Source organism: Thiohalorhabdus sp. Cl-TMA (genome assembly GCF_041821045.1).
Taxonomy (GTDB): domain Bacteria; phylum Pseudomonadota; class Gammaproteobacteria; order Thiohalorhabdales; family Thiohalorhabdaceae; genus Thiohalorhabdus; species Thiohalorhabdus methylotropha.
The window spans coordinates 105,431-124,734 of record NZ_JBGUAW010000008.1 but is presented as its reverse complement, the minus strand read 5'-3'; the positions used below and the strand labels follow the sequence as shown (position 1 = coordinate 124,734).

Annotated in this window: 19 protein-coding genes and 1 tRNA gene; all 20 read left to right on the top strand. The window is 64.1% G+C overall.

Translation table 11 applies throughout. The features are described from left to right. Position 1: 1 nt before the first annotated feature. The 20 genes from tpiA to rpmI all read left to right on the top strand — a co-directional run bounded on the left by tpiA (position 2) and on the right by rpmI (position 19,296). Positions 2-766, top strand: a complete 765-nt coding sequence (gene tpiA, locus ACERLL_RS12575) for a triose-phosphate isomerase (RefSeq protein ID WP_373656442.1) — start codon at positions 2-4, stop codon at positions 764-766. Positions 767-811: 45 nt separating this feature from the next. After that, positions 812-1,219 (top strand): preprotein translocase subunit SecG, encoded by a 408-nt coding sequence (gene secG, locus ACERLL_RS12570; protein ID WP_373656441.1) that lies wholly within the window; start codon positions 812-814, stop codon positions 1,217-1,219. A 351-nt stretch (positions 1,220-1,570) separates the two neighbouring features. After that, positions 1,571-1,927: an NADH-quinone oxidoreductase subunit A gene (locus ACERLL_RS12565; protein ID WP_373656440.1), complete on the top strand. Its 357-nt coding sequence runs from the start codon at positions 1,571-1,573 to the stop codon at positions 1,925-1,927. Next, positions 1,918-2,397, top strand: a complete 480-nt coding sequence (locus tag ACERLL_RS12560) for a NuoB/complex I 20 kDa subunit family protein (protein ID WP_373656439.1) — start codon at positions 1,918-1,920, stop codon at positions 2,395-2,397. The genes ACERLL_RS12565 and ACERLL_RS12560 overlap by 10 nt, the downstream gene beginning before the upstream one ends. 9 nt (positions 2,398-2,406) lie before the next feature. Next, positions 2,407-3,000, top strand: a complete 594-nt coding sequence (locus ACERLL_RS12555) for an NADH-quinone oxidoreductase subunit C (RefSeq protein WP_373656438.1) — start codon at positions 2,407-2,409, stop codon at positions 2,998-3,000. Further along, positions 2,993-4,246 (top strand): NADH-quinone oxidoreductase subunit D, encoded by a 1,254-nt coding sequence (locus ACERLL_RS12550; RefSeq protein WP_373656437.1) that lies wholly within the window; start codon positions 2,993-2,995, stop codon positions 4,244-4,246. Before ACERLL_RS12555 ends, ACERLL_RS12550 begins: the two co-directional genes overlap by 8 nt. A gap of 3 nt (positions 4,247-4,249) precedes the next feature. Next, entirely contained in the window at positions 4,250-4,723 is a 474-nt protein-coding gene (nuoE, locus tag ACERLL_RS12545; RefSeq protein WP_373656436.1) for an NADH-quinone oxidoreductase subunit NuoE, read from the top strand. Between the two features lie 25 nt (positions 4,724-4,748). After that, positions 4,749-6,071, top strand: coding sequence for an NADH-quinone oxidoreductase subunit NuoF (nuoF, locus tag ACERLL_RS12540; RefSeq protein WP_373656435.1), 1,323 nt, complete (start codon positions 4,749-4,751; stop codon positions 6,069-6,071). Between the two features lie 92 nt (positions 6,072-6,163). After that, positions 6,164-8,521, top strand: coding sequence for an NADH-quinone oxidoreductase subunit NuoG (gene nuoG / locus ACERLL_RS12535; RefSeq protein WP_373656434.1), 2,358 nt, complete (start codon positions 6,164-6,166; stop codon positions 8,519-8,521). A gap of 58 nt (positions 8,522-8,579) precedes the next feature. After that, positions 8,580-9,635, top strand: a complete 1,056-nt coding sequence (gene nuoH, locus ACERLL_RS12530) for an NADH-quinone oxidoreductase subunit NuoH (protein WP_373656433.1) — start codon at positions 8,580-8,582, stop codon at positions 9,633-9,635. Between the two features lie 18 nt (positions 9,636-9,653). Continuing rightward, on the top strand, positions 9,654-10,139 hold the full coding sequence (nuoI, locus tag ACERLL_RS12525; protein ID WP_373656432.1) for an NADH-quinone oxidoreductase subunit NuoI: 486 nt from the start codon (positions 9,654-9,656) through the stop codon (positions 10,137-10,139). Between the two features lie 111 nt (positions 10,140-10,250). Beyond that, positions 10,251-10,868 carry an NADH-quinone oxidoreductase subunit J gene (locus tag ACERLL_RS12520; RefSeq protein ID WP_373656431.1) on the top strand — a complete coding sequence of 206 codons (618 nt, stop codon included), beginning with the start codon at positions 10,251-10,253 and terminating at the stop codon, positions 10,866-10,868. Between the two features lie 39 nt (positions 10,869-10,907). Then, complete coding sequence (gene nuoK, locus ACERLL_RS12515; RefSeq protein ID WP_373656430.1) at positions 10,908-11,213, top strand: NADH-quinone oxidoreductase subunit NuoK; 306 nt, start codon at positions 10,908-10,910, stop codon at positions 11,211-11,213. Between the two features lie 87 nt (positions 11,214-11,300). After that, positions 11,301-13,223 carry an NADH-quinone oxidoreductase subunit L gene (gene nuoL, locus ACERLL_RS12510; protein WP_373656429.1) on the top strand — a complete coding sequence of 641 codons (1,923 nt, stop codon included), beginning with the start codon at positions 11,301-11,303 and terminating at the stop codon, positions 13,221-13,223. Between the two features lie 37 nt (positions 13,224-13,260). Beyond that, positions 13,261-14,739, top strand: coding sequence for an NADH-quinone oxidoreductase subunit M (locus ACERLL_RS12505; protein ID WP_373656428.1), 1,479 nt, complete (start codon positions 13,261-13,263; stop codon positions 14,737-14,739). Positions 14,740-14,776: 37 nt separating this feature from the next. Then, positions 14,777-16,225 (top strand): NADH-quinone oxidoreductase subunit NuoN, encoded by a 1,449-nt coding sequence (gene nuoN / locus ACERLL_RS12500; protein ID WP_373656427.1) that lies wholly within the window; start codon positions 14,777-14,779, stop codon positions 16,223-16,225. A gap of 141 nt (positions 16,226-16,366) precedes the next feature. Then, positions 16,367-16,441: transfer RNA gene (locus tag ACERLL_RS12495), tRNA-Val, on the top strand. A 130-nt stretch (positions 16,442-16,571) separates the two neighbouring features. Beyond that, on the top strand, positions 16,572-18,503 hold the full coding sequence (thrS, locus tag ACERLL_RS12490) for a threonine--tRNA ligase (RefSeq protein ID WP_373656426.1): 1,932 nt from the start codon (positions 16,572-16,574) through the stop codon (positions 18,501-18,503). Continuing rightward, positions 18,491-19,027 (top strand): translation initiation factor IF-3, encoded by a 537-nt coding sequence (gene infC, locus ACERLL_RS12485; RefSeq protein WP_373656584.1) that lies wholly within the window; start codon positions 18,491-18,493, stop codon positions 19,025-19,027. The genes thrS and infC overlap by 13 nt, the downstream gene beginning before the upstream one ends. 71 nt (positions 19,028-19,098) lie before the next feature. Then, positions 19,099-19,296, top strand: a complete 198-nt coding sequence (gene rpmI / locus ACERLL_RS12480) for a 50S ribosomal protein L35 (RefSeq protein ID WP_373656425.1) — start codon at positions 19,099-19,101, stop codon at positions 19,294-19,296. Positions 19,297-19,304: the final 8 nt, after the last annotated feature.

Here is a 19,304-nt window from a genome sequence, read left to right as displayed (position 1 = left end):
CATGCGCCAGCCGTTAGTGGTCGGCAACTGGAAAATGAACGGTCGCGTGGGCGAGGCCGAAGATCTGGCCCGGGCGATCGCCGAGGCGGAGGTGGATTGGGAGCACGTCGGCTCCGGGATCTGCCCGCCTTTCCCGTTGATCGATCGCGTAGCCGGTGCGGTGCAGGGCTCCCCCGTCGCCTGGGGCGCGCAGAACCTCCATCAGGAGGACAGCGGCGCCTTCACCGGTGAAGTGGCCGGACCGCTCCTCAAGGACTTGGGCTGCACCTATGTGGTGGTCGGCCACTCGGAGCGTCGCGAGTACTTCAGCGAAAGCAACGAGCTGGTTGCCGAGAAGTTCTATGCGGCTAAGCGCAACGGCCTCATCCCGATTCTCTGCGTGGGCGAGACCGAGGCGGAGCGCGACGCCGGCAAGGCGGAGCAGGTGGTTCGCGAGCAGGTGGAGGCCGTTCTCGGGGATGGCAAGGAGGACGCCTTCCGGGACGCGGTGATCGCCTACGAGCCGGTGTGGGCCATCGGTACCGGCCGGACTGCCACCCCGGAGCAGGCTCAGGAGATGCACGCCCTGATCCGCGGGCAGGTCAAGGAGGGCTATCCGGTCACGGGGCAATCCCTGAAGATCCTGTACGGAGGTTCCATGAAGGCCGCCTCCGCCCCGGATCTGATGGCCCAGGAGGACATTGACGGCGGCCTGATCGGCGGCGCCTCCCTGAAGGCGGACGAGTTTGTCGGGATTCTCCGGGCGGCGGTGGCCTCGGACCTGTAGCCCGTCCGACCTTCCAGTCCCCAGTTCACTCTAGCGGGAGACCGCATGGTCACTATCTTGTGGATTATCCACGTAATCGTCTCCATCGCCCTGATCGGCGTGGTCCTCATGCAGCCCGGGCAATCGGGGGGAATGGGGACGGCCTTCGGCGGCGGCGGGTCCCAGACCCTTTTCGGGAGCCAGGGCTCCACGGGCTTCCTGGGCCGGGTTACGGGAATCCTGGGCACGGTGTTCTTCCTCAGCTCCCTGAGTCTCGCGGTGCTCTCCACGGGAGGCGATGAGAGCCTCATGGAGCAGCCGGCCCCGGCTCCGACGCAGCAGCAGGAGACCACGCCGAATACGCCCGAGCCGCCAACGGACTCCCCGGCCGCCCCCGGGTCGGGAGCGGGGGGAGCCGGTTCCCAGATCCCGTCCATTCCGGGCTCCGGTGGCGGCCAGGGGGGCGGGCAGTAAGTCCGCGCTCCCTACTCGCGCAGCCCGCTACCCTCCGCTAGAAGGTGCGTTCGGGGCCTGCGGCGGGGCCCCGTGGCTGAGCGGCGGATCCTACCTCCTTCGGCGTACGAGAAAACCGCTCTTCCTTTGGAGAGAAGGGCGGTTTTTTTGTTCTTGGGACCCAAAAAGCCCGGCATGGCGGGGCTGTAGCGAGACGTCGGCGCCCGTGACCGTTTCTTGACAGGGCAAGGGGCACGCCATAGACTCCGTTTGGCTTTTCCAGGCCAGGGCTGGCCACGGGCCCGGTCCCTTCCCTCCCGGGTAGCGGCTAGGGCTTACGATTTCTCCACTCGAGCCGGGTAAGGAACGCCGATGCTTCAAGAGTATCTGCCCATCCTCGTTTTTCTGGTGATTGCGCTCTTGATCGGGGTGGCCGCTCTGATCGCAAACTATGTGGTCGCGCCGAGAAACCCGGACCCGGAAAAACTGTCCCCTTATGAGAGCGGCTTCGAAGCCTTTGAAGATGCCCGGATGCGCTTCGATGTCCGCTATTACCTGGTTGCCATCCTGTTCATCGTTTTTGACCTCGAAATCGCTTTTCTTTTCCCATGGAGTGTGGTGCTCGATGAGATGGGCGCTACCGGCTTCGTTGCGATGGCGATCTTCCTGGGCATTCTGGTGGTCGGCTTCGTTTACGAGTGGAAAAAAGGAGCCTTGGAATGGGAGTAGAAGGGGCGCTTGAAAAGGGCGTGGTGACCACCACGGCCGATAAGCTCGTCAATTGGACCCGCACCGGCTCTCTGTGGCCCATGACCTTCGGGCTGGCCTGCTGTGCGGTGGAAATGATGCATACCGGAGCCGCCCGTTACGACATGGACCGCCTCGGCGTCGTGTTCCGGCCGAGCCCCCGCCAGTCGGATGTCATGATCATCGCCGGCACCTTGGTCAACAAGATGGCCCCCGCGCTCCGGAAAGTGTATGACCAGATGACCGAGCCCCGCTGGGTGATCTCCATGGGCAGCTGCTCCAACGGCGGCGGCTACTATCATTACAGCTACTCCGTGGTCCGGGGCAGCGACCGGATCGTTCCCGTGGATATCTACGTGGCGGGCTGTCCGCCCACCGCTGAATCTCTGCTGTACGGGATCATCCAGCTGCAGAAGAAGATCAAGCGAACCAACACCATCGCCCGCCAGTAGAGGTTCTCCATGGCGCTAAACCAGCAAACCATTGAGGAGCCCCTGCGCGCTCAGTTCGGCGACGCCATTGTCGGTGTCGAGGAATACCTGGGCCAGTGGACGGTGGAGGTGGCTCCGCAATCCCTCCAGAAGGTCTGCCTCTTCCTGCGGGACAACGCGGACTTCGCCTTCGATCAGCTGATCGACGTGTGCGGGGTGGACTACCTGGAATACTACGATTACCCCGCCGACGCGCCGCGTTTCGCCTCCGTTTACCATCTGCTCTCCCTCAGGCATAACCATCGCCTCCGGCTGCGGGCGCGGGTCCTGGAAGACCGGCCGGTCGTGCCCACCGTGGTGGACATCTGGGCCGCCGCCACCTGGTTCGAGCGCGAAGCCTTCGACATGTACGGGCTGATCTACGAAGGCCACCCCGACCTGCGCCGGATCCTCACCGACTATGGCTTCGCGGGCCATCCCTTCCGCAAGGACTTCCCGCTGGAAGGCCATGTGGAGATGCGCTATGACCCGGATCGGCAGCGGGTGGTGTATCAGCCGGTGACCATCGAGGAACGGAACCTGGTGCCGCGCACCCATTGGCAGGAGGCCGAGGAAGATGGCTGAGATCCGCAACTACACCCTGAACTTCGGCCCCCAGCACCCGGCCGCCCACGGGGTGCTGCGGCTGGTGCTCGAGCTGGACGGGGAGGTGGTGCAGCGCGCGGATCCGCACGTCGGACTGCTTCATCGGGGCACCGAGAAGCTGGCCGAGCATAAGACCTACATGCAGGCCCTGCCGTACTTCGACCGCCTGGACTACGTCTCCATGCTCTCCAACGAGCACGCCTTCTGCCTGGCGGTGGAGAAGCTTCGCGGTATCGAGGTACCGGAGCGGGCCCAGTACATCCGGGTCATGTTCGACGAGATCACCCGTATCCTGAACCACCTCCTGTGGCTCGGGGCGCACGGCATGGATGTGGGCGCCATGACCATGTTCCTGTACACCTTCCGGGACCGGGAATACCTCATGGACGCCTACGAGGCGGCCAGCGGGGCGCGGCTGCACGCCAACTATTACCGACCCGGGGGCGTGAACCGGGATCTGCCCGATTCCATGCCCAAGTACAAGCCTTCCAAGTGGCACTCGGAGAAGGACGTCAAGGAGATGAACAAGTACCGGGAAGGCTCCTTCCTGGACTTCATCGACGCCTTCACCGAGTTCTTCCCGAAGAGCATCGACGACTACGAGACCCTGCTCACCGACAACCGGATCTGGAAGCAGCGACTGGTGGGGGTGGGCGTGGTTTCTCCGGAGCGGGCCAAGCAGCTCGGCTTCAGCGGTCCCATGCTGCGCGGCTCCGGTATCGAATGGGATTTGCGCAAGAAGCAGCCCTATTCGGTGTACGACCGGATGGACTTCCGCGTGCCTGTGGGAACGGAGGGCGACTCCTACGACCGCTACTTGGTCCGTGTGGCCGAGATGCGGGAATCCGTGAAGATCATCAAGCAGTGCGTGGACTGGCTGCGGGAGAATCCCGGGCCCATCAAGACGGACGACTACAAGGTGGCTCCGCCGCCGCGCGCCGAGATGAAGCAGTCCATGGAAGCCCTGATCCACCACTTCAAGCTGTTCACGGAGGGCTTCCATATTCCGCCCGGGGAAACCTACCAGGCGGTGGAGCATCCCAAGGGCGAGTTTGGCGTCTATCTGGTCTCCGACGGTGCCAACAAGCCCTACCGGATGAAGATCCGCGCCGCCGGGTTCCCGCATTTGGCGTCCATGGACGAGATGGCCCGCGGCCACATGCTGGCCGACGTGGTGACCATCCTCGGAACCCAGGACATTGTGTTCGGCGAGATCGACAGGTAAGCCATGCAACTCTCCGAGTCCGTTCGCAAGAGGATCGACGAGGCGAGGGCGCAGTATCCGCCCGAGCAGAACCGGGCAGCGCTGATCTGGGCCCTGCACGCCGCGCAGGACGAGTACGGTTGGCTGGACGAGCCGACCCTGGAGTCCATCGCCGAGTACATGGATCTCGAGCCCATCAAGGTCTACGAGGCGGCGACCTTCTACGACATGTTCAACCGCTCCCCGGTGGGCAGGCACCAGATCAAGGTGTGCACCAATCTGTCCTGCATGCTCTGCGGATCCGACGGCATCGTCGATCATCTGCGCGGCAAGCTGGGAGTCGATTTCGGGGAAACCACGGAGGACGGCCGCTTCACGCTTACCGAAGTGGAATGCCTGGGGGCTTGCGGCGGCGCTCCGGTGGTCTGGATCGGCAAGGATTACTACGAGGACATCTCGCCGGAGCGGATGGACGAGATCCTAGCCAGCCTCGATTAGCGCTGAAGGCGAACGGGAAAGAGCGATGCCCGAATATCCGAAGGACTACACGCTGGTCACCCTCGACGGCACCGACCGTCCGGATTGCCACACGCTCCAGGCCTACCTGGACAACGGCGGCTACCGGGCGGTGAAGAAGGTGCTCCAGGAGGGCATGACCCGGGATGACGTGATCGGCGAGGTCAAGCAGTCCGGGCTGCGGGGGCGCGGCGGCGCGGGGTTCCCCACCGGCCTGAAGTGGTCGTTCATGCCGGTGGACACCCCCCAGCCCAAGTATCTGGCCTGTAACGCCGACGAGGCGGAGCCCGGCACCTTCAAGGACCGCGACATCATGCGCTACAACCCCCACATGCTGGTGGAGGGTATGGTGATCGGCGGATTCGCGGTGGATGCCACGGTGGGCTACGTCTACATCCGGGGCGAGTTCTGGGAGCCCTATGTCCGCGTCCAGCAGGCCATCGACGAAGCGTACGAGGCCGGATACCTGGGCCAGAACATCCTCGGATCCGGGGTGGACTTCGATCTGTACGTGCACCGGGGGGGCGGGGCCTACATCGCCGGCGAGGAAACGGCGATGCTCGAGTCCATCGAGGGCAAAAAGGCCATGCCCCGCTTCAAGCCGCCTTTCCCGGCGAACTACGGCATCTTCGGGCGGCCGACGACCGTGAACAACGTGGAAACCCTGGCCTCCGTTCCCGCCATCATCAACAACGGCGGCGAGTGGTTCCAGAATCTCGGCACGCCGGATTCCGGCGGGACCAAGATCTTCGCGGTATCCGGCCACGTGAACCGGCCCGGGAACTACGAAGTGCCCATGGGCACGCCTTTCTCCGAGCTGCTCGAGCTGGCCGGGGGTATGCGCGACGGCAACCGCCTGAAGGCCGTGATCCCGGGAGGTCCCTCGGTGCCCATCGTGCCCGGCGATGTAATGATGGACGCCAATATGGACTACGAGTCCCTCTCCAAGGCGGGGACCATGCTCGGTGCCGGCTCCGTGATCGTCATGGACGAGACCACCTGCATTGTCCGGGCCGTGGAGCGGGTGGCGAAGTTCTTCTTCCACGAGTCCTGCGGCCAATGCACGCCCTGCCGGGAAGGGGCCGGATGGCTCTACCGGATCGTGCACCGCATCGAGCAGGGCCAGGGTCGGCAGGAGGACCTGGACACCCTCCTCAACATCGGCTCCCGGATCGAGGGCCGGACCATCTGCGCCTTCGGGGATGCGGAGGTCGCCCCGGTGGTCAGCTCCATCCAGCATTTCCGCGACGAGTACGAATACCACATCGAGCACAAGCACTGCATGGTGGGTGCCTCCGCCCCCGCCGGGAAGATCGCCGAAGCGGGCTGACGTTTTCCGCAGGCTTGGGGCCCGGGCCCGCCGGGAGCGGGCGGCGGGCGCTTTCGGCAAAAGCACGGCCTCACCGAGAAGGGTAGGGTTTAATGGCCGAGATCTATATAAACGGCGAGCCGCATTCCGTCCAAGACGGGCAGATGATCATCGAGGTCACGGACAACCTAGGCATCGACGTGCCCCGGTTCTGCTATCACCGCAAGCTGTCGGTGGCGGCCAACTGCCGGATGTGTCTCGTGGAGGTGGAGAAGATGCGTAAGCCGGTCCCGGCCTGCGCCACCCCCGTTTCCGACGGGATGCATATCCATACCCACTCGGAAACCGCGGTGGACGCCCGGCGCGGGGTCATGGAGTTCCTGCTCATCAACCACCCCCTGGATTGCCCCATCTGCGACCAGGGCGGCGAGTGCGACCTCCAGGACCTGGCCATGGCGCACGGTTCCGGCCATTCCCGGTATCAGGAGGACAAGCGCTCGGTGGAGAACGAGGACCTCGGTCCGCTCATCGAGACCGAGATGACCCGATGCATCCACTGCACTCGCTGCGTCCGCTTCGGCCAGGAAGTGGGCGGGATGATGGAGCTCGGTGCCGCCTTCCGCGGCGAGCACATGGAGATCGGTACCTACGTGGGGCGTACCGTCGAATCCGAGCTCTCCGGCAACATGATCGATTTGTGCCCGGTCGGGGCCCTCACCTCCAAGCCCTACCGCTACACGGCGCGCGTCTGGGAGATGAAGCGCCACGAGACGGTGTGCCCCCACTGCAGCGTCGGCTGCAATATGGAGATCGAGGAGGTACGGGGGCAGGTGAAACGGGCGCTTCCCGTGGTCAACGAGGCGATCAACGAGGAGTGGATCTGCGACAAGGGCCGCTTCTCCTACGAGGCGGTGGCAGAAGGCCGTATCACCCAGCCCATGATCCACCGCGACGGCGCGTGGGAGGAGACCTCCTGGGAGAGCGCCTTCAACGTCGCCCTGAAGGGCCTCCGGGACCTGGGCGGCGATCTGGCGGCCACCGTGGCCCCCACCGCCACCCTCGAGGAGCAATGGCTGACCCAGCACTTGGTGCGCGGGCTCGGCGGTACGGACGTGGACCATCGGGTCCAGTGGACGGACGCGGATTTCGATAGCCAGGTGCAGGACGCCACTCCGCTCCTCGGACAGACCCTGGAAGACCTGGAAAGGGTGGATGCCGCCGTCGTGATCGGCGGCAATCCCCGCAAGGATCAGCCCCTTGCCAACCATCGCCTGCACAAGGCGGCGAAGCGGGGCGCGGCCATTGCCGCCCTCAATCCCGTGGCCTACCCCGAGAACTTCCGGCATGCCGCCCGGCTGGTCCATGCGCCGGGGGCGGAGTCGACGGCGGTCGCCGCCCTCGGCGCCGCCGTGGCCGAAGCGGCCGGTCAGGCCGTTCCGGAGAATCTGGCCGGAGCCGCGGATTCCGGCCTCGACGCCGAGCAGCTGGGGGAAGTGGCCCGGACCCTGGTTAAGGGTGGAAGGGTCGCGGTGCTGGTGGGCGTGCAGGCCCAGGAGCATCCCCAGGCAGCCGAGATTGCCGCCCTTGCGAGCCAGCTCGCGGATATGGCCGGTGCCCGCTTCGGATACCTGGCGCCCTACGGAAACAGCGTCGGTGCCTGGGCCATGGGCTGCGTTCCCCATCGGGGCCCCGGCGGGGACGCCGTGCCCAAGGGACGCCCGGCGGCCTCGTTCCTGGGCGATGCGCCTGCCAAGGGCTATCTGGTGGTGGGGAACGACCCGCTCGTGGAAGCCGGTGACCCGGTGACGGCCGGAAAGGCTTTCCAGAGTGCCGAATTCCGCGTGGTGATTACCAGCCACTGGTCCCACACCGCCGAGCAGGCGGACGTGATCCTGCCCTCCGCGGCCTATCCGGAAAACGAAGGGACCTACCTCTCGGGAGAAGGTCGCCTACAGACCTTCAAGCCGGCCGCCAACCCCGCGGGCGAGGCCCGTCCGGCCTGGAAGATCCTGCGGGTCCTGGCGCACAGCCTGGGCGTGCCGGGGAGCGAATTCGTCGAAGTGGATGAGATCCGGACCCACGCGGAAGCCGCGGTCGCTCGCACCGGGGTGGTGCTGGGCGGGGCTCCGGCGGACCCCGCGTACCGTGCCGAGCCCGAGACCCTGAAGGGGACGGGCCTTTGGCGGGTGCCCGCGCGTCACATCTACCATGACGACCTTTTCGTCCGGCATGCACCGCCGCTCCAGGAGCAGTTCGGCGGGCTTACCGCCACGCTCAGCCCGGAGACCGCCGAGGAACTGGGCCTGCGGGAATTCGCCGAGGCGCCCTTCCTGGGCTCGGAGGGGGCGGTGTGGCTGCCCGTGCACCTGGACGAAGGCGTGCCCAAGGGGACCGTCTGGATCCCCGCCGGAGAGGACTCGGCGGCCTTGGGGCCCGCTCACGGGTACGTGCGCGTCGAAACGAACAAGTAGCCTGGGCCGGCCGCATTTTCCGGCCCGGGCTCTGGCTACCAAACTTGAGGGGTGATGGATGACCTTGGCCTCATGGACATTCGAATACGTCCTTCCGGTGGCCTGGATTCTGGTCCAGATCGTGGCCATCGTGGCTCCGGTGATGCTCTCGGTGGCCTACCTGACCTTCGCCGAGCGCAAGGTCATCGGCTACATCCAGATGCGGGTGGGGCCCAATCGGGTCGGGCCGCGGGGCTGGCTCCAGCCCATCGCCGACGGACTGAAGCTCCTCCTGAAGGAATCCATCTTCCCCGCACAGGCGAGCAAGGGCGTGTACATCATTGCCCCCTTGATGTCGCTGGGACCCGCCCTGCTCGCATGGGCGGTGATTCCCTTCGGGCCGACCTATGACACGCCCTTCGGGGAGATAACCCCGGTGCTCGCGGACATCGACGTCAGCCTGCTGTTCCTGCTGGCGGTGACCGCGCTGGGCATCTACGGCGTGATCATGGCCGGCTGGGCGGCCAACTCGAAGTACGCGATCCTCGGCTCCATGCGCGCGGGGGCCCAGATGATCGCCTACGAGATTGCCATGGGCTTCGCTCTGATCGGCGTGATCATGGCGGCCAACAGCCTGAACATCGGCGAGATCGTCGCGGCGCAAACCGGTGGCATCTGGAACTGGTACTTCCTTCCCCTTCTGCCCCTTTTCGTGGTCTACTTCATCTCCGGTGTGGCGGAGACCAACCGGGCACCCTTCGACGTGGCCGAGGGGGAATCGGAGATCGTGGCCGGATTCCATGTGGAATATGCGGGCATGACCTTCGCCCTGTTCTTCCTGGCCGAATACGCCAACATGATCCTGATCTCCATCCTGACCGCCCTGCTGTTCCTGGGCGGTTGGGACGCTCCGCTGCCGGTGGCGCCGTTCACCTGGATTCCGGGGCCCGTGTGGCTGCTGCTGAAGACGGCCCTCTTCCTGTTCTTCTTCCTCTGGTTCCGGGCAACCTTCCCGCGCTACCGCTACGATCAGATCATGCGGTTGGGATGGAAGGTGTTCATCCCGGTGACACTGGTATGGATCCTGGTGATAGCTGTGGCCAATCTGACCCCCTTGGCCCCGGTATTCCACTGATAGATGGGAGTTCGAGTAATGTCCGGCGCAAGGTTCTTTCAGGCCTTCTTTTTGACGGAGCTGTGGCGCGGTCTTATGCTCACTGGCCGCCACATCTTCAAACGGAAGGTCACCGTCCAATACCCGGACGAATATACGCCCATGTCGCCGCGGTTCCGGGGTCTCCACGCCCTTCGGCGCTACCCCAACGGGGAGGAGCGCTGCATCGCCTGCAAACTGTGCGAGGCGGTGTGTCCCGCGCTTGCCATCACCATCGAGAGCGAGGAGCGGGACGACGGCACCCGTCGGACCACCCGCTACGATATCGACCTCACCAAGTGCATCTACTGCGGCTTATGTGAGGAGTCCTGTCCGGTGGACTCCATCGTGGAGACCCACATCTTCGAGTTCCACGGAGAGGAACGCGGCGACTTGGTGTACGGCAAGGAAAAGCTCCTGGCCATCGGCGACCAGTACGAAGCCGAGATCGCCGAGGCCCGCCGTCAGGATGCGCCGTACCGCTGAGTGCCGGCGAGGTCGGGCCCGGGTTGTGGCCTGCGTGAGCTGCGGGTCGGGACGTTTATGCCCGAGCCCGAAACATCATCGATAGCCCGCAAGCGAGGAATTACAGGGACCATGTCTGCCCTAGAGGCCATTTTCTATCTGTTCGCCACCATTCTGGTGGCCTCCGCCTTCATGGTGATTTCGGCCCGCAACCCGGTGCACTCGGTGCTGTTCCTGGTACTGGCCTTCTTCAACGGCTCCGCCCTGTTCATTCTCGCGGGCGCCGAATTCCTCGGCTTCACCCTGATCCTGGTGTACGTCGGCGCGGTCATGGTGCTTTTCCTGTTCGTGATCATGATGCTCGACATCAACCTGTCCCGAATGCGGGAGGGGATTCTCAACTATCTTCCGCTCGGGGCGGCGATCGCCTTCATCCTGGTGGTGGAGATGGCCATGGCGCTGTCCGCCGGGGGCGGGGGGCCGGTCATCGGCGGCGAAAGCGCCTTGGGCGGCGAGGCCGCGGGCAATACCACGCTGTTGGGTAGGGTGCTGTACACCGAGTACTTCCTACCTTTCGAGGTGGCGGCGCTGGTCCTGCTGGTGGCGCTCGTGGCCGCCATTGCTCTGACGCTCAGGCGCCGGCCGGATTCCAAATACCAGGCGCCCGGCGATCAGGTGCGGGTGAAGCGGGGCGACCGCCTTCGGATGGTGGATATGCCCTCCGAATCGAGCCAATCGACCGAGCAATAGGACCCGGGACCCCGTCCCGATCCGGACCCTGGAGATCGCATGATTCCGCTTTCCAATTACCTGGTGCTGGGGGCAATCCTGTTCGCCATCGGCGTCATGGGGATTTTCCTCAACCGGAAGAACGTCATTACCATCCTCATGGCCATCGAGCTGATCCTGCTGGCGGTGAACATGAACTTCATCGCCTTCAGTCAGCACCTCAATAACCTGGACGGCCAGGTTTTCGTCTTCTTCATCCTGACCGTGGCGGCGGCGGAAGCGGCCGTGGGGCTGGCCATCCTGGTGCTGTTCTTCCGCAACAAGCGCAGCATCGACGTGGACGACATCAACAGCCTGCAAGGTTAGCGGTCCGCCCCTGGACCAAAGACCAAAAGGGGCCCCGGTCCACGCGGCCGGGGTGCGATCAACGATTCGTTAGGGGAAGCGGTAATCATGGAAGTGCTTTACCTGCTGATCCCGCTGGCTTCGCTGGCGGGGGCCATCATGGCCGGGACAAAGGCCCTGAGCGACCGGGAGGTCGGGCACCGCTGGGCCATCCCGGGGGTGGCCGCGTCCTTCCTCCTTTCCCTCTACGTGCTTGCCGATACGCTCCAGGGCGGCACCTTTAACGGGACCGTCTACAACTGGCTGGTGAGCGGTGACCTCAGCCTGGAGGTGGGCTTCCTCATCGACCCCCTCACCGCCCTGATGATGACGGTGGTCACGTTCGTGAGCCTGCTTGTGCATGTCTATACCATCGGCTACATGCACGGCGATCCGGGTTATAACCGCTTCTTCAGCTACATCTCCCTGTTCACCTTCTTCATGCTCATGCTGGTCATGGGCAACAACTTCCTGGTGCTGTTCTTCGGCTGGGAAGGGGTGGGGCTGGTCTCCTACCTGCTGATCGGCTTCTGGTACAAGCGCTCCACGGCGATCGCCGCCAACCTGAAAGCCTTCCTGGTCAACCGGGTCGGGGATTTCGGGTTCGTCCTCGGTATCGCGGCCATCTACGCCTACTTCGGGACCCTTCAGTACGACGCGGTTTTCGAGCAGGTGGGTGAGCTGGGGCATGCCACCTTCGCCCTCATCCCCGGATGGGAATGGTCGGTGGTTACCTTTATCGCCATCGCCCTGTTCGTGGGTGCAATGGGCAAGTCCGCCCAGGTGCCGCTGCATGTTTGGCTGCCGGATTCCATGGAAGGTCCGACGCCCATTTCCGCGCTGATTCACGCCGCCACCATGGTGACCGCCGGCGTGTTCATGCTGGCTCGGCTGTCGCCCATCTTCGAGCATAGCGAGACGGCCCTCGCCGTGGTGCTGATCGTGGGCGCCGCGACGGCGCTGTTCATGGCCCTGATCGGTCTGGTCCAGAACGACATCAAGCGGGTTGTGGCGTACTCCACCCTGAGCCAGCTGGGATACATGGTGGTGGCCATGGGTGTTTCCGCCTACGCGGCGGGCATCTTCCACCTCATGACCCACGCCTTCTTCAAGGCGCTGCTGTTCCTGGGCGCGGGCTCGGCCATTCACGCCGTCCTGGATGAACAGGATATGCGCAAGATGGGTGGGCTGCGCAAGTACATGCCCGTGACCCACTGGACCTTTTTGATCGGCTCCCTGGCACTGGCCGGCATCTGGCCCTTCGCCGGCTACTACTCCAAGGACACCATCATCGAGGCGGCCGCCCTGTCCCATACGCCCGGGGCCGGCTTCGCCTATTTCGCGGTGCTCGCCGGCGTTGTGATTACGGCCCTGTACACTTTCCGGATGTATTTCATGACCTTCCATGGCCCGGAGCGCATGGACGAGCACACCAAGTCGCACGTGCACGAATCGCCCCGGGTCATCACCGTGCCGTTGATCCTGTTGGCGATTCCGTCGGTGTTCGCCGGGTACGTGTGGCTGGAGCCGGTGGTGTTCGGGGATTACTTCGGCGGTGCCATCTTCGTGGACCATCACCACGACGTACTTCACGAGCTGGCGCATCACCATGCCGGTTGGAGTAAGTATATCCCGCTGGTGCTGGCGGTGGGCGGAATCGGCCTCGCCTACTACCTGTACATGGTTCGTCGGGACCTGCCGTCCAAGATCGCCGACATGAGCGGGCCCATCTACCCGATACTCACCAAGAAGTACGGCTTCGACGAGCTCTTCGAGCGCGTCTTCGCCGAGGGGGGCATAGGGCTGGGTCGGGTACTCTGGCGCCGCGGCGACCAGCAGCTCATCGACGGCGCTCTGGTCAACGGCAGCACCCGCCGTGTCGCAGAACTGGCCGCGCGCCTGCGCACGATCCAGAGCGGCTACGTCTATCACTACGCTTTTTCCATGCTGATCGGGGTGTTCGTCCTGGTCAGCTGGTACTTGATCCGGTAAACCGTCGATCCGGGAAATTTCTTCGGGAGAGGACCTCGTGGAACAGCTGCCCATCCTGAGTTTATCCATCTGGCTGCCCATTCTGGGCGGGGTGCTGGTCCTGGCCCTGGGACCCAATCGTGACGAAATGGCCCGGTGGCTGGCCCTGGTGGTGTCCGGGGCGGTATTTCTGGTGACCACCCTGCTCGTGCTGGGCTTCGATACCGGAACGGCGGGGATGCAGTTCGTGGAGGACCGGGTATGGATATCCGCCTTCGACATCCACTACAAGCTGGGTGTGGATGGCCTGTCGGTTCTCCTGGTGCTGCTCACCTCCTTTTCCACGGTGATCGCCGTGGCGTCCTCCTGGGAAGCCATCACCCGGCGGGTGCCCATGTACATGGCGGCCTTCCTGATCATGAACGGCATCATGATCGGGGTGTTCTCCGCCCTGGACGCGGTGCTGTTCTACGTGTTCTGGGAGGCCATGCTGATCCCAATGTTCCTCATTATCGGGATCTGGGGCGGGCCGAACCGCATCTATGCCACCATAAAGTTCTTCCTCTACACCTTCCTGGGCTCGGTGCTGTTGTTGGTGGCTCTGATCTACCTGTACAGCCAAGCGGGGACCTTCGACATCCTCGCCATGCACGAGGTGCCCCTGTCGCTGTCCGAGCAGATCTGGATCTTCCTGGCCTTCCTCATCGGCTTCGCCGTGAAGGTGCCCATGTGGCCGGTGCATACCTGGCTGCCGGACGCCCACGTGGAGGCTCCGACGGCGGGCTCGGTGATCCTGGCGGCCATCATGCTGAAAATGGGCGGCTACGGCTTCCTCCGCTTCACGCTGCCCATCACTCCGGACGCCAGCCACGAGCTGGCCTGGCTGGTGATCGCCGTATCCCTGGTGGCCGTGGTCTACATCGGGCTGGTGGCGCTGGTCCAGGAGGACATGAAGAAGCTGGTGGCCTATTCCTCCATCGCGCACATGGGCTTCGTGACCCTGGGCTACTTCATGTTCAACAGCCAGGGTATCGCCGGCGGACTCGTGCAGATGATCTCCCACGGGTTCGTGTCCGCCGCCCTGTTCCTGTGCATCGGGGTCATGTACGACCGCCTGCACACACGCCTGATAAGCGAGTACGGCGGGGTCGCCAACGTGATGCCGGTGTTCGCCGCCTTCTTCATGCTGTTCGCCATGGCCAATGCCGGGCTCCCCGGAACCTCCGGGTTCGTGGGCGAGTTCATGGTGATCCTGGGGGCCTTCAAGGTGGAGCCCTGGTTCGCCATCCTGGCCGCCACCACCCTCATCCTCGGGGCGGCCTACACGCTTTGGCTGTACAAGCGGGTGATATTCGGATCGATCACCTCCGAGAAAGTGGAAAAGGAAATGCCGCCCATGTCCCGGCGGGAGAAGTGGGTGTTCGCGCCCCTCGCCGCGTTGGTGCTCCTGATGGGCCTGTGGCCGGCGCCTTTCCTGGAGATCATGGATAGCTCGGTCACGCAGCTGGTCGAGCAGGTCAACACCACCAAGCTCTGATCGCCGGTTGCGAGACAGGGTAAGAGGGTAGGAACGCATGGAGTTTTCAGCGAGCGACCTGGGGGCCATCCTCCCCGAGCTTTTCGTGGTGGTAATGGCCTGCTTCATCCTGGTCCTGGATCTATATCTGAAGCCCGAGCAGCGCGGCATCACCTATGCCGCCACGGTGCTCACCCTGCTGGTGGGTGGCCTGTTGGCCGTGAATACCCTTCCCGGGGCTCGGGAGACGGCATTCAACGGGCACTTCATCCACGATCCGCTGAGCGGAGTGCTCAAGACCGTGCTGCTGGGCATGACCGCCCTGGTGGTGATCTACGCCCGCCGGCCGCTCCAGCGTCTGGAGATGTACAAGGGAGAATTCTTCCTCCTTGTCCTCCTGGCCGCCATCGGCATGATGCTCATGGCCTCCGCGGGGACCCTGCTCATGGCCTACCTGGGCCTCGAGCTCATGTCCCTGTCGCTGTATACCATGATCGCCATGGACCGGGATTCGGTTCCCGCCACCGAGGGCGCGCTCAAGTACTTCATCCTGGGCTCCCTTGCCTCCGGCGTGTTCCTCTACGGACTCTCCCTGCTTTACGGGGCCAGCGGCAGCCTGGTGATCGCCGATATCGCGGCCCATGCCGCCGAGATGGGCGCCGAGGACCCGCTCATGGTCATGGGCGTGGTGTTCGTCGCCATCGGGCTGGCCTTCAAGCTCGGCGCCGTGCCGTTCCACATGTGGGTCCCGGACGTTTACCAGGGCTCTCCGTCGCCGGTTACCGCGCTGCTGGCCTCCACCCCGAAGCTGGCCGCCTTCGCGCTGGTTATGCGGGTCATGGTGGACGGTCTCGGTCCCATGGCCGCCCAATGGCAGGAGATGGCCGCCATCCTGGCTGTGCTGTCCCTGATCATCGGCAATGTGGTGGCCATCGCGCAGAGTAGCCTCAAGCGCATGCTCGCCTATTCCGCCATCGCGCACGTGGGCTATCTGCTCATCGGGCTGGCCGCGGCTCCCACCGCCGATATCGGCTATATGCCGGTTATGATGTACATGATCATGTACACTCTCATGGGGGGCGCCGCCTTCGGCATGGTCAGCCTCATGCACCGGCAGGGCGTCAGCGGCGACCGCATCCAGGACTACGCCGGGCTCTCCCAGACCCACCCCTGGAAGGCCTTCCTGCTGATGATCCTTATGTTCGCCATGGCCGGTATCCCGCCCACCGGCGGTTTCATGGCCAAGCTGTACGTGTTCCAGGCCGCGGTGCAGGCGGGCATGGTGGAGCTGGCGGTGTTCGGCGTGCTGATGGCCGTGATCGGTGCTTTCTATTACCTGCGCGTCATCAAGGTGATGTACTTCGACGCCCCGGAAGGGCAGCTCCGTCCCGACGGGGACGTGCTCGCCAGCGGCATGCTTTCCCTGAACGCCCTGGGTGTGCTGCTGCTCGGCATCATCCCGGGACCACTGGTGGACCTCTGCCTCTACGCGGTGCAGGGGATCTAAGCGGGCCATCGAAGTGGCGCGCGGATAAGGCCCCGGACGCGCCCGGGGCCTTATCGCTTTCCCGGTTCGAGGGGCTGCTGCGTCGGTGGCCCTCAGGTTGACCCCGGGGGGGCAGGGGTGGTACTTTTTTGAATTCCTGACAGGCGCGTAGCTCAGCGGGAGAGCGCTACCTTGACACGGTAGAGGTCGGCGGTTCGAAACCGCCCGCGCCTACCATCTTCCTGACCCGAGGCATCCGGCCGGATGCCTTTTTTTGTTTGGGGGGAACTTGGCCCGAAGGGATGGGCCAAAGTTCGGTGTTTCTGCTGCAATCCATTCTCGGTCCAAGCAACCACGGGAGGCCGCTGTGCCATCCGTATCCCTGCCCGACGGGTCCATAAAACAGTTCGACCAGCCTGTCACCGTTGGTGATGTCGCCGCGGAAATCGGCTCCGGCCTCGCCAAGGCCGCGGTGGCCGGCAAGGTGAACGGCCGTCTAGTGGATCTCTCCCACACCGTTCCCGACAACGCGGAAGTCGCCATTGTCACCTCCGAGGACGAGGAGGGCCTGGAGGTGCTCCGGCACTCCACGGCGCACTTGCTCGCGGAGGCGGTGAAGGAGCTGTTCCCGGAGGCACAGGTGACAATCGGTCCCGTGGTGGAGAACGGCTTCTACTACGACTTCGCCTACGAGCGGGCCTTCACTCCCGAGGATCTGGAGGCCATCGAGGACAAGATGGCCGAGATCGCCGAGCGTGACGAGCCCGTGAAGCGGGAAGTGTGGCCGCGCGACGAGGCGGTGCGCTTCTTCCGCGAGCAGGGTGAGGAGTACAAGGCCGAGATCATCGGTGAGATCCCGGACAGCGAGGACGTGTCCGTCTACTGGCAGGGGGAGTTCGTAGACCTCTGTCGCGGACCGCACGTGCCGAGCACCGGGAAGCTGAAGGCCTTCAAGCTTACCAAGGTGTCCGGCGCGTACTGGCGGGGGGACGCCCGCAACGAAATGCTGCAGCGCGTCTACGGGACCGCCTGGCCCGACAAGAAGTCCCTCAAGCGCTATCTGACGCAGCTTGAAGAAGCGGAAAAGCGGGACCATCGGCGCATCGGCCAGCAGCTCGACCTGTTCTCCATCCAGGAGGACGCCGGCGGCGGGCTGGTGTTCTGGCACCCCAAGGGCGCCCGGATCCGGCGGAATATCGAGGACTACTGGCGCAACGAGCACGAGCGGGACGGCTACGAGTTCCTGTACACCCCGCACGTGGCCGATTACGACCTGTGGTGCACCTCGGGCCATGCCGATTTCTACAGCGACTCCATGTATCCTCCCATGGAGGTGGAAGGGCACCCCTTCGAGATCAAGCCCATGAACTGCCCGTTCCATGTGCTTGTGTACAAGGACCAGCTGCGCTCCTACCGGGAGCTGCCCATCCGCTGGGCGGAGCTCGGCACCGTCTACCGCTATGAGATGAGTGGCGCCCTGCACGGGCTGATGCGCGTGCGCGGCTTCACCCAGGACGATGCCCACATCTTCTGCCGGGAAGACCAGATGGAGACGGAGATCGCGGGGGTCCTGGACCTGACCATGCGGGTCCTGCGCACCTTCGGCTTCGACGATGTGGACCTCTATCTCTCCACGCGCCCGGAGGAGAAGTCCGTGGGCTCGGACGATATCTGGGAAAAGGCCACCAGCGCGCTGCGCGGGGCCATCGAGCGCCAGGGCATGGAATACCACCTCGACGAAGGCGGAGGCGCCTTTTACGGGCCCAAGATCGACTTCAAGATTCGCGACGCCATCGGCCGGCAGTGGCAGTGCTCCACGGTCCAGCTTGACTTCAACCTGCCGGAGCGGTTCGACTTGGAGTATGTGAACGAGGAAAGCGGGCGCTCCAGGCCGATTATGATCCACCGGGCCATCTTCGGCTCTCTGGAACGGTTCTTCGGCGTGCTGGTCGAGCATTACGCCGGAAAGTTCCCGGCTTGGCTGGCTCCCGTTCAGGCCCAGGTGCTGCCCATCACCGACAAGCAGGGCGACTATGCCGCCGAGGTGGCAAACGAGCTGAAAAATGCCGGATTTCGGGCGGAAGCCGACTTGAGGAACGAGAAAGTCGGCTTTAAAATACGTCAGCATACCATGGACAAGGTCCCTTACATGCTCGTGGTGGGGGACCAGGAAATGGAGTCCGGCCAGGTATCCGTGCGCCATCGATCCGGGGAGGATCTGGGTGCTACGGACCTTGGCACGTTTATCGACCGCCTGCGGGACGAGGTCGATAGCAAGCAGATCGAATCGGAGGGCTAGAGATCGCTAAACAGGAGAAACAACCTCGCGTCAACGAGGACATCGAGGCTGAAGAGGTCCGGCTGGTTGATGCCGAGGGAGAGCAGGTAGGCGTTGTTTCCCTCCAGGAAGCGTTCGATAGAGCGGACGAGGCGGGGCTTGACCTTGTCGAGGTCTCGCCGCAGGCGGAGCCGCCTGTGTGCAAGATCATGGACTACGGCAAGTACAAGTACGAAGCCAGCAAGCAGGCACACAAGGCCAAGGCCAAGACCAAGCAGGTCCAGCTCAAGGAAGTCAAATTCCGGCCCAAGACGGATCAGCATGACTACCAGGTCAAACTGCGGAACGCCATCCGGTTCCTGAAGCACGGGGACCGCGTCAAGGTAACCATGCGCTTCCGCGGCCGGGAAATGCTGCACCAGGACATCGGCCGGGGGATCCTCCAGCGCATCGAGGAAGACCTCGGGGAGTACGGGAAGGTGGAGCAGCAGCCCAAGCTGGAAGGGCGCCAGATGATCATGGTGGTCACCCCGCTCAAGCATTAAAAGGCCGGGCCGTATCGGCCTTCTGCGTACTTTTCGTTTTCCCATGCTCAGGACGAGAGAGAGCCGTCGTCATGCCCAAGATGAAGACCAACCGCGGGGCGGCCAAGCGCTTCAAGGTCACCGCCCGCGGCAAGATCAAGCGCCGGAGCTCGCACTACAGCCACATCCGCACCAAAAAGGACCGGGACCGCAAGCGTAACCTGCGCAAGCCGGATCTCGTTTCCAAGGTGGAAGAGGGCAACGTGCGCCGGATGCTGCCGTACTCCTGAGCCCGTTT